12 protein-coding genes are annotated in these 14,304 nt (G+C 61.2%); 3 read left to right on the top strand and 9 right to left on the bottom strand.

Annotated features, from left to right (window positions below; genetic code table 11):
- Positions 1 to 152: 152 nt before the first annotated feature.
- The 3 genes from RLDS_RS38985 to RLDS_RS38975 form a co-directional block, all read right to left on the bottom strand.
- The gene (locus tag RLDS_RS38985) at positions 153 to 1,184 is read right to left on the bottom strand and encodes an IS110 family RNA-guided transposase (RefSeq protein ID WP_020818605.1); all 1,032 of its coding nucleotides are present in this window, start codon (positions 1,182 to 1,184) and stop codon (positions 153 to 155) included.
- A gap of 110 nt (positions 1,185 to 1,294) precedes the next feature.
- On the bottom strand, positions 1,295 to 2,707 hold the full coding sequence (ahcY, locus tag RLDS_RS38980; protein WP_021225845.1) for an adenosylhomocysteinase: 1,413 nt from the start codon (positions 2,705 to 2,707) through the stop codon (positions 1,295 to 1,297).
- Positions 2,708 to 2,842: 135 nt separating this feature from the next.
- On the bottom strand, positions 2,843 to 3,403 hold the full coding sequence (locus RLDS_RS38975; RefSeq protein ID WP_031298002.1) for a YqgE/AlgH family protein: 561 nt from the start codon (positions 3,401 to 3,403) through the stop codon (positions 2,843 to 2,845).
- Positions 3,404 to 3,547: 144 nt separating this feature from the next.
- On the opposite strand from RLDS_RS38975, the gene RLDS_RS38970 reads away from it, so the two are divergent.
- Positions 3,548 to 4,030, top strand: coding sequence for a peroxiredoxin (locus tag RLDS_RS38970; RefSeq protein WP_021225843.1), 483 nt, complete (start codon positions 3,548 to 3,550; stop codon positions 4,028 to 4,030).
- Positions 4,031 to 4,109: 79 nt separating this feature from the next.
- Positions 4,110 to 5,564, top strand: a complete 1,455-nt coding sequence (locus tag RLDS_RS38965; protein ID WP_021225842.1) for an AMP nucleosidase — start codon at positions 4,110 to 4,112, stop codon at positions 5,562 to 5,564.
- A gap of 9 nt (positions 5,565 to 5,573) precedes the next feature.
- Here RLDS_RS38965 and RLDS_RS38960 read toward each other — a convergent pair whose 3' ends face one another.
- From RLDS_RS38960 to RLDS_RS38940, 5 genes are all read right to left on the bottom strand, one after another.
- Complete coding sequence (locus RLDS_RS38960; RefSeq protein WP_236616843.1) at positions 5,574 to 6,671, bottom strand: GGDEF domain-containing protein; 1,098 nt, start codon at positions 6,669 to 6,671, stop codon at positions 5,574 to 5,576.
- Between the two features lie 79 nt (positions 6,672 to 6,750).
- Positions 6,751 to 8,571: a M2 family metallopeptidase gene (locus RLDS_RS38955; RefSeq protein ID WP_021225840.1), complete on the bottom strand. Its 1,821-nt coding sequence runs from the start codon at positions 8,569 to 8,571 to the stop codon at positions 6,751 to 6,753.
- 52 nt (positions 8,572 to 8,623) lie between these two features.
- Entirely contained in the window at positions 8,624 to 9,385 is a 762-nt protein-coding gene (locus RLDS_RS38950; RefSeq protein WP_021225839.1) for an alpha/beta fold hydrolase, read from the bottom strand.
- On the bottom strand, positions 9,385 to 10,068 hold the full coding sequence (locus RLDS_RS38945; protein ID WP_031298000.1) for a DUF2238 domain-containing protein: 684 nt from the start codon (positions 10,066 to 10,068) through the stop codon (positions 9,385 to 9,387). The genes RLDS_RS38950 and RLDS_RS38945 overlap by 1 nt, the downstream gene beginning before the upstream one ends.
- A 7-nt stretch (positions 10,069 to 10,075) precedes the next feature.
- Entirely contained in the window at positions 10,076 to 11,101 is a 1,026-nt protein-coding gene (locus RLDS_RS38940) for an aspartate-semialdehyde dehydrogenase (protein ID WP_021225837.1), read from the bottom strand.
- 160 nt (positions 11,102 to 11,261) lie between these two features.
- On the opposite strand from RLDS_RS38940, the gene RLDS_RS38935 reads away from it, so the two are divergent.
- Positions 11,262 to 11,972: a class I SAM-dependent methyltransferase gene (locus RLDS_RS38935; RefSeq protein ID WP_031297999.1), complete on the top strand. Its 711-nt coding sequence runs from the start codon at positions 11,262 to 11,264 to the stop codon at positions 11,970 to 11,972.
- Positions 11,973 to 11,981: 9 nt separating this feature from the next.
- On the opposite strand, the gene RLDS_RS38930 is transcribed toward RLDS_RS38935, so the two are convergent.
- Positions 11,982 to 14,210, bottom strand: coding sequence for a S9 family peptidase (locus tag RLDS_RS38930; RefSeq protein ID WP_021225835.1), 2,229 nt, complete (start codon positions 14,208 to 14,210; stop codon positions 11,982 to 11,984).
- Between the last annotated feature and the right edge of the window lie 94 nt (positions 14,211 to 14,304).

Genomic DNA, 14,304 nt, shown 5'->3' with positions numbered 1-14,304 from the left:
ATCCGCACGTCTGGAGCCACAATAAGGGAACCGGCAACAGGTGCCATTTTTTTGCCCGGGCTTTCCAGACGCCGATCGACTGTCAGGCCATCTTCACGATCCTTCCTGCAAACATCGTTGGGCTACGCGCGCAGAAGCACGCAGCCGATCCGTTATGCCGCTGCTGGATAGCCGCGTTCGAAGCTCACTTCTTTGCGAAGGGCTGCCCAAGCGATCCGCGCCAGTTTATTAGCCAATGCGACGACGATTGCGTTGCGATGAACTCCTCGCTCGATCATTCCTGTCAACCAACGTCCCAGCGGGGTTTCGCTGCGCGCCAGTGACGGTAATGCTGCCCGGGCGCCATGGATGAGCAAAGTGCGCAAATAGGTGTTGCCACGCTTGGAGATGCCGAGCAGCCGGGGCTTGCCGCCGGTAGTATGTTGCCTGGGTACCAAGCCGAGCCAAGCACCCAAGTCTCGCGCTTTGGCAAAGCTGCTGGCATCGCCCACGGCTGCAATCAAAGCGGTTGCGTTCAACGTGCCGATGCCGGGGATGGACGTGAGCCGCCGGGCAGCTGCATCATTGCGAGCCAGTTCGACAAACTCGCCGTTCAGTGCCTCGACCTTGGTATCAAGTTCGTGCCATTCGGCGCGCAGTTCACCCACCAGTTGCTTCAAGCGTGGTGATAGGGCCGTATCTTCGGCGGCCAGCATGGCATCAATGCCCAACTCCAGCTTGCGCCGGCCGGCCGGAAAAATGGTCCCCCGCTCCAGGAGGATCGCCCGCAGTTGGTTGATAAGGTTTGTGCGCTCGGCTACCAGGCGGGACCTGACGCGGTGGAGGGTCTGGATGTCCAACTGCTCCTGAGTCTTGAGTTCGACGAAGCGCATAGTCGGGCGCGAGGCGGCCTCGGCAATCCCCTCCGCATCACGATCATCATTCTTCTGCGCTTTGACATACGGGCGTACGTACTCCGGCGACATCAATCTGATTTCGTGCCCCTGCGCGGCGAAAAGGCGACCAAGGTTGTGGGCACCACAGCACGCCTCCATTGCAATCACGCAAGCCGGAAGCTTGGTCACGTAATCGATAAGTGTCTGTCGGCGCATCGACTTACGCACGATGACAGCGCCTGCTGCATCAACGCCTACGACACTGCAGGCATTCTTGCCCAAATCAACGCCAAGGATAACAATAGACATCGGTCCGCTCCTTTCCTTTTCAAGCACCGGCATCATACCTGATGCCGGGGAAAAGGGGCGGGCCATCCCATAAGGGGAGGCATTTCGCCTCCCCTTTTCAGGTGTCGCGCTTAGTAGCGATAATGGTCGGGCTTGAAGGGGCCTTCGACCGGCACGCCGATATAGTCGGCCTGCTTTTGGCTCAGCGTGGACAATTTGACGCCCAGCTTCTCCAGATGAAGCGCGGCGACCTTCTCATCGAGATGCTTGGGAAGGACATAGACCTCGTTCTTATAGTCGTCCGCCTTGGTCCACAGTTCGATCTGGGCCAGCACCTGGTTGGTGAAGCTGGACGACATCACGAAGCTGGGGTGGCCGGTCGCGCAGCCTAGATTCACCAGGCGGCCCTTGGCCAGCACGATGATCTTCTTGCCATCGGCAAATTCGACCTCGTCGACCTGCGGCTTGATCTCGGTCCACTTCATATTGTTGAGGCCCGCAATCTGGATCTCGCTGTCGAAGTGACCGATATTGCAGACGATCGCCATATTCTTCATCGCGCGCATATGATCGACGGTGATGACGTCGGCATTGCCGGTCGCGGTGACGAAGATATCGGCGCGGGGGGCGGCCTCTTCCATCGTCACGACCTCATAGCCTTCCATCGCCGCCTGAAGGGCGCAGATGGGATCGACCTCCGTCACGAGAACGCGTGCGCCGCCATTACGGAGCGAGGCGGCGCTGCCCTTGCCCACATCGCCAAAGCCGGCGACGACCGCGACCTTGCCCGCCAGCATGACGTCGGTGGCGCGACGGATCGCGTCGACCAGGCTTTCCTTGCAGCCATAGAGATTGTCGAACTTCGACTTGGTGACGCTGTCGTTCACGTTGATCGCCGGGAACGGCAGCTTGCCCTTCTTGGCCAGTTCATACAGGCGGTGGACGCCGGTCGTGGTTTCCTCCGACACACCCTTGATCGCCTGAACGGTCTTGGTGAGGTAGCCGGGCCGTTCAGCCAGAAAACGCTTCAGCGTCGCGACGAAGATTTCCTCTTCCTCATTGGTCGGGGTGAACAGCTCCTCGCCCGCCTCGACCCGTGCGCCCCACAGGGCGAACATGGTGGCGTCGCCGCCATCGTCCAGGATCATGTTGCAGGTCGTATCCTGACCCCAGTCGAAAATCTTGACGACATAGTCCCAATATTCCTCCAGCGTTTCGCCCTTGATGGCGAACACGGGGATGCCGCGCGTGGCGATGGCGGCAGCGGCGTGGTCCTGGGTCGAAAAGATGTTGCACGAGGCCCAGCGCAGTTCCGCGCCCAAATCCGCCAACGTCTCGATCAGCACGGCGGTCTGGATCGTCATGTGCAGCGAACCGGTGATCCGCGCACCCTTCAGCGGCTTGGTCGAACCGAATTCCTGGCGCAGGGCCATGAGGCCGGGCATTTCGGTTTCTGCAATCTCGATTTCCTTGCGGCCAAAGCCGGCAAGGCCGATGTCGGCAATCACATAATCCTGGGTCTGGGCAGCGGGGGCGGTGGCCACGGGCGTCTCCATTCTTGAAATATCAGATGCGCGCCGGCGGACGATCCGGCGGCGGGATGAGCAGCGCTTTACCAATCGGCGCCAACCAAGGCAACTCAATATAAAGTTTTCTTTATGTAGCGTAATGCCGGCGCATCATGCCAATCCCGCCCCACCGACCAAATGCGTGGAATCCACGCCCGACGCCGCAAAGATCGCCGCCCATTTGCGGCGTGCCGGCGTGTCGAACAAAAGGTCAGCGTTGCCGGGCGCCAGAAACCAGCTTTCGCCGGTCATTTCTTCCTCAAGCTGACCCGCGCCCCAGCCAGCATAGCCCAGCGCGACGAGATAGCGGCTGGGCCCGCGCTGTTCGGCGATCGCCTTCAATATGTCGAGAGAACCCGACAGACCCCAAAGATTATTGACCTGCATCATGTCCTGCCCGGCCCAATCGAGCGAATGAAGCACGAAGCCCCGTCGCGGCTCCACCGGGCCGCCGCGCAGCACGGGTGTGTCCGGAACCTTGCTGGCGTCGATATCGAAGCTCTCCAGCAACTCGCGCAGCCCAAGACCCTCCATCTCCTCACTCACAGCGATGCCCAGCGCACCATCGGCATCGTGCACGCACAGGGCCAGCACCGAATGATCGAACCGCTGATCCTGCATGCCGGGAAGCGCGAGCAAGAAATTGCCGCCGTAAAATTGGGCTTGATCCATATGAGGAATATAGAGGGCTTCCCCGGCTTGCCAAGCACGGCCGGGCTGCCGAGCGGGGCGACCCGCCATATTCATGCGGTCACGCCTTGACATCCCGCCGGTCGCAACCGACCTCCCGCCGCGTAGATAGGCAGGAGACACAGCATGACGATTTCCAAGGGCGAGCGCATCCCAAGCACCACCTTCACCAAGATGACGGAAAACGGCCCGGAGCCGGTATCGTCGGATGATTATTTCAGCGGCAAGACGGTCGCCATCTTCTCCGTGCCGGGCGCCTTCACACCCACTTGCTCGGCCAAGCATCTGCCCGGCTTCATCGACAAGGCCGATGCGCTCAAAGCCAAGGGCGTCGATGAAATCGCCTGCACCGCCGTCAATGACGCGTTCGTCATGGGCGCCTGGGGCAAGTCGGCCGGCGCAGACGGCAAGGTGACGATGCTGGCCGATGGCAATGGTGAGTTCGCCAAGGCAGTGGGCCTGACCATGGACGGCAGCAAATTTGGTCTGGGAACGCGGGGCCAGCGCTTTTCGATGATTGTCACGGACGGCGTCGTCGAAGATCTCAATGTCGAAGAACCGGGTGATTTCAAGGTTTCCTCGGCGGAATATATGCTCGAAAAGCTTTGATTCTCCTCCCCGCGCGCCACGTTTCATCGAACTGGCGCGCGGTCTTCCTTCCGTCATCGAAAGGCGGTAACGGGAGGTGATGACAAAGAGCATCGGCAAAGCCACGGTCGGGCAACTCGACCAGATTTATCAGACCGCGATTGAAACGCTGCGCGAGGCGATGCGCGCTTATGCACGCGATGGCAGCGTGCCGCCCCCGGAAGCCCGCAGCGACCGCCGCTTCTGCTATCCCGAGCTGCGCATCACTTACCGGCGCGACAGCGACGTGCCTCCGCTGGGCCGCTCTTTCGCGCGCCTGTCCAAACCGGGGCGCTATGTGACCACGATCACGCGGCCCGCCATGTTCGCGGAATATCTCGCCGAACAGATCGACCTGCTGGTGCGCGACTATGGCGTGGAGGTCGAAGTCGGCCCCAGCGACCAGCAAATCCCCTTCCCCTATGTTCTTGATGGACTGGACATCAATGCGCTGGACGGGACGCCGCCGACGGAACTGGCGCGCTATTTCCCGGCGACCGAATTGGCGGAAATTGGCGATGAAATTGCCGACGGCCTGTTCATGCCGGATGCCGATGGCGACAGGCCCCTCGCCCTGTTCGATGGCTTGAGAACCGACTTCTCCCTGGCGCGGCTGAAACATTATACCGGCACACCGGCCGAGCATGTTCAGCGCTACATCCTTTTCACCAACTATCATCGCTATGTCGATGAATTCGTCGCTTGGGCGTGCGGTGAACTGCAACGCGAAGGCAGCCGGTTCACGGGCCTGTCGGGCGCGGGCGGCGTCTATGTCTCGAAAGACACCGCTGATCCCCATGCCGCCATTGCCGAAGGCGCCTGGCGCAAGCATCAGATGCCGGCCTATCACCTGATGGCACCCGATCGCAGTGGCATCACACTGGTCAACATCGGCGTCGGACCGGCCAATGCCAAGACGATCTGCGATCATCTGGCCGTGGTGCGTCCCGAAGCCTGGCTGATGATCGGCCATTGCGGCGGACTGCGCCCCAGCCAGCGCATCGGCGATTATGTGCTGGCCCACGCCTATCTGCGCGATGACAAGGTGTTGGACGCGATGCTGCCGCCGGAAATTCCCGTGCCGGCGATCGCGGAAGTGCAGGTTGCGATGGCAAGCGCCGCGGAAACCGTGCTGGGCGGCAACGATGCCGAAGATTTCAAGCGCCGCCTGCGCACCGGCACCGTGGTGACGACCGATGATCGCAACTGGGAATTGCGCTATTCGCATTCCGCGCTGCGGTTCAGCCTGTCGCGCGCCGTCGGGATCGACATGGAATCAGCCACGATTGCGGCGCAGGGCTATCGCTTTCGCGTGCCGTACGGAACGCTATTGTGCGTGTCGGACAAGCCCATTCATGGCGAACTCAAGCTGCCGGGCCAGGCCAACCGTTTCTATGAGGAGGCGATAGCCGGGCATTTGCGCGTCGGCATCATGACGTGCGAATTGCTGCGGCAGCAGGGCGCGAAACTGCACAGTCGCAAGCTGCGCGCCTTTAACGAACCGCCATTCCGCTGACAGGACAGGTCAGGCGGCGCTGGCAATGCTGACGCGGTTCTTGCCCAGCTTCTTGGCGGTGTAGAGCGCCGCGTCGGCGCGATGGACCATGTCTTCCAAGGTCCGATCGTCGGCAAGCAAGGCGGCAACGCCAAAGCTGGCGCGCAACGTGCCATCGGGGACACGCGGCAAGGACAGATGGGCGACCTCGAGCCGCACCCGCTCCATCACGTCGGCGGCCGCCTGCGCGTCGCTATCCTGCAGCAACAGGCCGAACTCGTCGCCGCCCATCCGCCCGACGATGTCACCGCGACGCACCGCCAGCGTCAGTAATCGCGCGAAGCCCTTGAGCGCATGATCCCCGGCAATATGCCCGTACGTATCATTGAGCGCCTTGAACCCATCAAGGTCGCAAATGACGAGGGACAGGGGGCGGTCATGGCGGCGCGCCTGGGCGATGGCCTGAGCCGCGGCTTCTTCCAGCCCGCGACGATTGAGCACTTCCGTCAGCGAATCATGGCGCATCTGGCTGCGCAATTGCTGGGCAAGGTCGCCCGCGACCACCAGCACAGCGGAAATGGCCGTGCCGACATAGATTGTCGGCATACCCAGGCTCAGGATATTGCGGTACAAATCCTTCCCTTCAGTCGCACTGCGAATGAAGGTCGCCGAAACAGCCAGCGCCAACTGACACAGCGCAAAGAGGATGAGGCAGGCGAAAAGCGCCTTTTCCGGGGGCGTCATCGCCCGGTCGAGCGGCCAGAGCGACGCTGCGCTGACGAGCAGCAACAGCCCGACATAGGTCGGAATGATCATGCCTTGCATGATCTGATTGCCAAAAACGCCAATCGCGACCGCAATCGCGACACATACGACGGTCGCCGGGACGGCAAAGGCCATGATGTTCACGGGCCGACCGGACCGTTGCCGGATGCCGATCGCCAGCAGCGACGCACTGACGATCAGCGTGATTCCGGTGACGATGAACATTGCGGCGCTTTGCAGGAAAAAGCCGGCGGCATTGGCCAGCCACTGCAGGATGCCGGCACCATAGGATGCGGTCCATGTCAGGACATGCCTTTGCCTCCCGAAATGTGCGAAGGCGATCGCCAGGGCGATCGTCGTCACAACGGCAGTTCCAAAAAGCAGCGAAAGAAGGATAGCCGGCCCACTCATTAAGCGGCCGTTTACCGACTTTTACTCCGGCTTACCAGCCACAAGACTTGCCTTTATTCTGTTCGATCAACCACTTCTGCAATGGCGCGAAATAATTGACCAACGCCTTGCCCGACATTTCCCGCTTGCCCGTGAAAGCCTGCAACGCGTCGGGCCATGGTTTCGACGCGCCCATTTCCAGCATGGCGTTGAGCTTTTCGCCCACCTGCTTGTTGCCATAGAAGGAGCAGCGGTGCAGCGGGCCCTTCCAGCCAGCCTGGCGGCAGGCCGCTTCGTAAAACTGGAATTGCAGCACACGGGCCAGGAAATAGCGGGTGTAGGGCGTGTTCCCGGGAATATGATATTTGCCGCCCGGATCGAACTTCGTTTCATCACGCGGAACTGGCGGCACGATGCCCTGATATTGCAGACGCAGGTCGTTCCAGCCCTTTTCATATTGGTCCTGCGGGATGGACCCGTCGAACGCGCCCCAGCGCCATTTGTCGATCAGCAGGCCAAAGGGCAGGAATGCGACCTTGTCCATGGCTTGGCGCAAGAGCAGCCCTAGATCCTTGTCCGCGCCGGGCACCTTGGCAGGATCGAGCAGGCCGATCTTCACCAGATAATCGGGGGTGATGGACAAGGCGATGAAATCGCCGATCGCTTCGTGGAAGCCGTCATTGGCCCCGTCCAGATAGAGCGGTTTCTGAATCTGGTAGGCGCGCTGATAGTAATTATGTCCCAATTCATGATGGATGGTGACGAAGTCGTCGCCATTCACCTTGGTGCACATCTTGATGCGGATATCGTCCTTGTTGTCGAGGTCCCAGGCCGATGCATGGCAGACGACTTCACGGTCCCGGGGCTTGACGATCTGAGAGCGTTCCCAGAATGTCTGCGGCAACGGATCGAAGCCGAGCGAGCTGTAGAAACCCTCGCCGGCCTTGACCATCTTGACCGGGTCATAGCCCTTGGCGGCTAGCAATTCGGTAACGTCATAGCCAAGGTCGCCGGCGCCTGCGGGCGCGACGATATCATAGATATTGCCCCATTCCTGCGCCCACATATTGCCCAGCAGGTCGGCGCGGATCGGCCCGGTCGCTGGCTGCACCGCATCGCCATATTTTTCGTTCAGTTTGGTGCGCGTGTAGCAATGCAACTCGTCATAGAGCGGTTTGACCTCGGCCCAGATCTTGTCGGTCAGCTTGGCGAAGTCGTCGGCGGGCATGTCATATTTCGAACGCCACATGGCACCTGTATCGGTAAAGCCCAGTTCCTTGGACCCGGCGTTCGCAATGCCGACCAGTTTGACATAATCGTCGCGCATGGGCGCGCCGACATTGTCGTGCCAGCTGACCCACATTTCCTTGAGCTCATCGGGATTGCGGTTGATCCCCATCTGCTCCTCAATATCGCTGCCGTTGATCGGCTGGCCCTTGAGCGTTCCCTTGCCCTTGCCATAAGCCGACTGAAGCTTCGTCGCGAGTTCGTTCAGTTCCTCAGCGGCGCCGGGCGTTGTCGGCGCGGGCAGCGTCAACGCGGTCTGCAACAGGTTGAGCCGTCGCTTTGTTTCAGCGGACAGGCCCGGCGCGGCGGCATATTTCGCCGCCTCCAGCGCGAAATCGACCCGCTGCCTGGTATCGATCGCCCCGAAATAGGATGCGATCGCGTCCGTGTCGTCGGTGATATAGGTTGCGTTGATCCATGCCGCCCGGCCGCTGATGATCGACTGGTCGAACAGCGCCTTTTCCGCCTTGGTCAGGAAGGCTTCCGCTTCCGTCGCTGTAGGCGCAGCGGGGGGTACGGCCTGCGCCAGCGCAGGCGTTGCAACAAGGGCGGCCGCAAGCGCGGCCAGCGAAATCGCGATTTTCATGGATAGTCCCCTGAACGTTATGCCGGGAGACTGACTTGCTCCACCGACACAGTCAAGCGGTGAGGAAATCCACCATCGCCTGCCCCAGCTCCTTGCGCGTCACGGCGTTCATATGATTGCCGGGCACTTCGAGATAGCGGCCGTCGCGCAAAATGTCCGCCAACTCATGCGCGCTGCCGTTGCTGTCGTCGTCCGCACCGCAGATGACAGCCGCGCGCTGCGGGAAATTGGCGATGACGTCAGCGGGCGTGTCGACAAAGGTCTTGAGAATATGCAGTAGCGCGACCGGATCGCCCTTGGTCGTTTTCAAAAAGGCTTCGGTCATCCATTCCGACGTGCCGCGCGTGAAAGTGCCGAGATTGGTGAGGACATTGGTGTAATAGCCGCCATTGTCGAGCGTCTGGGTAAGGCCGCGCAACCCCATGCCGCTCAAGATCACGCGGCGGGGTGTCGCGCCGCGCGCCAGCATCCGCACAGTGGTACGCGCGCCGAGGGAATAACCGCCAAGGTCATAATCGGTCAGGCCCAGCTGTTCGATAAGTCCGAGATTGTCATCGGTCAGTGCGTCTGGCGGATAGGCGGCGGCGTCATGCGGCTTTGCACTTTCCCCGTGACCGCGCAGGTCCGGCAGGATCAGCCGAAATCCCGCCTCTACCAGCTTTGCAGCATGGCCATAACGGATCCAGTTGGTCCATGCATTGGAGAAATAGCCATGGATCAGCACCAGGTCCCGCCCCTGCCCGACCATATGCACGGCGATTGGCAGGCCGTCGACCCCCTTGATGTCATGACGTTCGATCGGCAGGTCGGTCATCAATGCTGTTCCTTTTCCGGCAAATGCAGCTTGCCGATATGGGGTCGCCCGCCTTGGCGCAACAGGCGTATGACTGTCAGCGCAGCGCCGGCCTGCGCGATCGCCATATCCTTTTGCGCATCCCAGAGATCGCCCTGCTGACCATTATGGTAATCGGCCGTCCCGCCCGCCGCGACGATGGTCAACAGCCATTCGAAGACTTCATAGAGCGCGCTGCCAAGCCCGACGGCGGCAAAGGCGAAGGCGAGGCTCCAGCGGTGTGCCATCCTGCCATACCTCTGCACGACTTCCGCCAAGGGCGCCATCAGCAACGCGCCGAATGCAAAATGCGCAAGGCGGTCAAAGCCATTGCGGCGCAGGCCCAGAAGCCCGGAGATATCATGACCGGTCAGCAGTCGCGCCCAATCGTCATAAGGCACATAGCTGTAAATCCACCTGGCGGCGAAACTATGGAGCAACAGAAACAGCCAGACGCAGCCCACCGCCCGATCGGACAAGGGCCAGCGCTGCAGCAACCAGGGGGCGACTAGCGCGAGAACAAGGGTCGGGCCATGTTGAAGCGGTGCGAGATCGGGAAAGGGTTGCGCGACATTGGCGATCGCGATGGCCGCCAGCAGCAGCAGGATCATCCGGCGTTGCGGGCGCGGCAAAGAACGCCACGCTCCGCCAACGCCGGCTACCATCGGGCGATCAGCCCTTTTTGAGGTGACGGCGTCCCAGCAGTTCGGCGATCTGCACGGCGTTCAGAGCCGCGCCCTTGCGCAGATTATCGCTGACGCACCAGATGTTGAGGCCGTTTTCGACCGTCGAATCTTCCCGCACCCGGCTGATGAAGGTCGCATAATCACCGACGCATTCGACAGGCGTGACGTAACCGCCATCCTCCCGCTTGTCGACGAGCATGATGCCCGGCGCCTCGCGCAGGATATCCTGCGCTTCCTTCGCCGAAATCTCCTTTTCAAACTCGATATTGAGCGCCTCGCTGTGGCCGACAAAGACCGGCACGCGCACGCATGTCGCCGTGACCTTGACCTTCGAGTCGAGGATCTTCTTCGTCTCCGCCACCATCTTCCATTCTTCCTTGGTCGATCCATCGTCCAGGAAAACGTCGATATGCGGGATCACGTTGAAGGCGATCTGCTTGGTGAACTTCTTGGGTTCGGCCTGATCACCGACGAAGATGTTGCGGCTCTGCTCGAACAACTCGTCCATGCCAGCCTTCCCCGCGCCGGAAACCGACTGGTAGGTAGCAACGACGACACGCTTGATCGTCGCTGCGTCATGCAAAGGCTTCAAGGCCACCACCATCTGCGCGGTCGAGCAGTTGGGATTGGCGATGATATTCTTCTTCGTATAGCCATCGACCGCTTCCGGGTTCACCTCCGGCACGACCAGCGGAACGTCCGGGTCCATGCGATAGAGCGAGCTATTGTCGATCACGACGCAGCCGGCCGCCGCAGCCTTGGGCGCATATTCAGCCGTTGGGCCGGACCCGGCGGCGAACAGGGCGATATCCCAGCCGGTAAAGTCGAAATGTTCGATATTCTTGCATTTGAGCATCTTGCCGGTTTCACCGAATTCGATTTCGGTGCCCTGCGACCGCGGCGATGCGACCGCCGCGATCTCGTCAATCGGGAACTCGCGCTCGGCGAGAATGGTCAGCATTTCGCGGCCCACATTCCCGGTGGCTCCGACGACGACGACCTTGTAACCCATGACTGAAAACTCCACTCCGATGCACATATTGCGGAGGGGGCGGCATAGCGATACTGGGGCGTTTGTCCAGAAAGAAGGGCTTTTCGATCCCATAGCGCGCCACTGCCACGTCCTTAGTCGACCGCCCTTCCCCTTCCTCCTGTCATCGGAAAATCCATTGATGTCGTCCCGTTCGTTGCCCCCCCTGCCCCAGCAATGGTTTCACAGTTTCGAATTTCCCGATGGCGAACAGGTGGAAGGCATCAAACCGCTCGCATCGCTGCGCGAGGAGGCCGACCAGATTTTCAATCAGCCGCTGGCCGGTCGGCGCGTGCTCGACATCGGTGCGTGGGACGGATTTTTTTCCTTTGAAGCCGAAAAACGCGGCGCGGCCGAAGTCCTGGCGACGGATCATTTCTGCTGGTCGGGTCAGGGATGGGGCGACAAGAGCGGGTTCGATCACGCGCACGCCCGCTTTGGATCAAAGGTCCGATCGCTTGACCTGGACGTTGCCCAGCATCGGGTAGAGGAACTGGGCCAGTTCGACACCGTCCTGCTGCTCGGCGTTCTTTATCATGTCACGGACCCCTATCGCATTTTGGAAGCCGCCGCCGCGATGAGCCGGGATCATTTGGTGCTGGAGACGGTGACGGCGCTGCGCCACGAACCGGTGCCTGCGATGCGTCTGTTCACGGAACTGGAACTCGACCGCGACCCGACCAATTTCTGGGCGCCCAATATCCTGGCCCTGCGCGAGATGTGCCGGCGTTTTGGCTATACGCGCTTTGCCGTTATGCCCGAGGCGCTCGACAACAAAGGGTGGCGCAAATGGGCCATGCCCTTCCGCCGCAAGGACCGCTATCGCCGGGCGGTGTTCCACGCCTGGCGATAGCATGATCGCTTATCGGGTTGTCGGGCCGCCGGCATGGTCGGCCAGGAAATTCTCAATCGTGCGCCACAGATGCACGCCGATGCCCGGCCCGCCGACGCGGTGTGTTTGCCCCGGATAGGCCATCATCTCGAACGGCACCGCCCCGCTCTGCATCTTCGCCATCAGTGCCGTGGCATTGTCGAACACGACATTATCGTCCGACATGCCGTGGATCAGCAGCATCGGATCGCTGATCTTGACCGAGTCTTCGACCGCCCCGGCAGCCGGATAGGCACTCGGCTTGTCCTGCGGCTGGCCCAGATAGCGTTCGGTATAATGGGTGTCGTACAGTTCCCACTTCGTCACCGGGGCGCCCGCAACCGCGGCTGCAAATGTCCCTGGCGCCTTCTCCAGCAATTTGAGCGACATATAGCCGCCATAGGACCAGCCATAGGTGGCGATCCGATCGGCATCGACAAAGGGCTGATTTTTGAGCCATTCGACGCCGGTCAGTTGGTCCTCCACCTCGACCGTGCCCATCGCCCGATACAGATGGTCCTCGAACGCCTTGCCGCGATCGGGCGTGCCGCGATTGTCGATCGCAAAGACGATCCAGCCGCGATCGACCAGATATTGATTGAGCGCGCCCGACCAGCTGTTCGTCACCTGCCGGCCGCCGCCGGGGCCGCCATAATGGATCATGAAGACCGGGTAGCGCTTGCCCGGCTCCAGGGGCGGCGTCAGCATCTTGGTATAGAGCGTCGTGCCATCCTTCGCTTTCACCGTGCCAAAGCGCGTCTTGACGTGACTTGCGACATAGGGCGCGTAGGGATGATCGCCCGTCAGCGCGTTCTGCGACAACCATTGCAATTGCCTGCCGTCGCTATCGGCCAGATAAACCTGCTTGGGCTGGTCCGTATTCTGGCGCGACACGACGACCCGGCTTGCCGCATCGTCCATGACGGCATCATTCCACCACCCCGCACTGGTCAACAGTCGCGCTCGGCCCGGCGTGGCGAAGGATGTGACGTAGAGCTGTTGCTCAAGCGGGGTTTCGCGATTGCCCGTGAAGTAGACAAGGCCTTTGTCCTCGTCCACGCCGACAACGTCCCGCACTTCCCAATCGCCGTTGGTGAGCGCGGTCCATTTTTTTCCGTCAACGCGATACAGATGGCCATGGCCCGAACGCTCCGACCACCACAAAAAGCTGCCGTCACGCAAGGGATGGAAATTATTGGACAGGTTGATCCAGCTTTTCGCCGTTTCAGTGAGCACGATCCGCGCCTTGCCGGTCATCGGGTCGACGGCAAGCAGATCGAGGCGCTTCTGGTCGCGGCTTTCCCTCTGGACAAAGAGCGTGCGACCATCCTTCGACCAGTCCACGCGCGCCAGGTAAATATCCTTGTCCGGGCCAAGATCGACCTGGACCTGCCCTGACCCGTCAGGCTTCATCACGAACAGGTCGACCATGGCGTTGGGCGTGCCAGCGGCGGGATAGCGCTGTTGATAGACCTTCGTGCCCTCGCCGCCGATCGCCGTGCGGGTAACGATGCCGACGGGGCTTTCGTCCACGCGCGCGACGGCGATCATCCGGTCATCGGGCGACCACCAATAGCCGGTGCGGCGATCCATTTCCTCCTGCGCGACAAATTCGGCCACACCCCAGCTCAGGGTGTCGCTTGCACCCTGCGTGATTTGACGTTCCGCCCCGCCGATGGGCTGGACGAACAGATTGCCGTCGCGCACGAAAGACACGAAACCGCCCTTCGGGCTGACCACGCCGTTGAGTTCTCCCCCCGGCGTATCGGTCAGCCGCGTGACCTTGCCATCAAGCGCCGCCAGATACAGGTCGCCGTCAACAGGCACCAATATGGTTTTGCCATCGGGCGACCAGTCATAGTTGGTGATGCCCGTGCTGCCGGCAACCGATCGGTCACGCTCACGCTGCATTTTTTCCGCTTCGCTCAACGCAGCGCCGCTGCCCGTCTTCTTGGAGTCCACCAGCATCCGCTCCGCCCCGGAGCGCGTATCGATGGCCCACAGGTCCAGCCGCTCCTTTTCGTCCGCGCGCGGCTTCAGCAAGGTGACGAGCGTGCCGTCGGGAGAGAGTTTGAGCGCACGTGGTTGCGGGCCGGCAAGATCGGGACTGGCGAAAACCCGTTCCAATGTCAGCTGGCCATTCTCGGCCGCATGGCTCGGCACGCTGTTGATAACCAGCAATGCGCCAAGAGCCGCGCCGAATTTCAGATAAGGGGGCATGATCGTCCTTTCCACTGGGCGCGCTGCCGCACCGCATGATGGCGCTGGCTTAGCGTCATGGACAAGAAAAGATCAATGCTGGGAAATATACTGT

This window comes from Sphingobium lactosutens DS20 (assembly GCF_000445105.1).
In the GTDB taxonomy this organism is placed as follows: Bacteria; Pseudomonadota; Alphaproteobacteria; order Sphingomonadales; family Sphingomonadaceae; genus Sphingobium; species Sphingobium lactosutens.
Note: the sequence above shows the minus strand (reverse complement) of the source record. Positions and strands in the feature narration are given on the sequence as shown.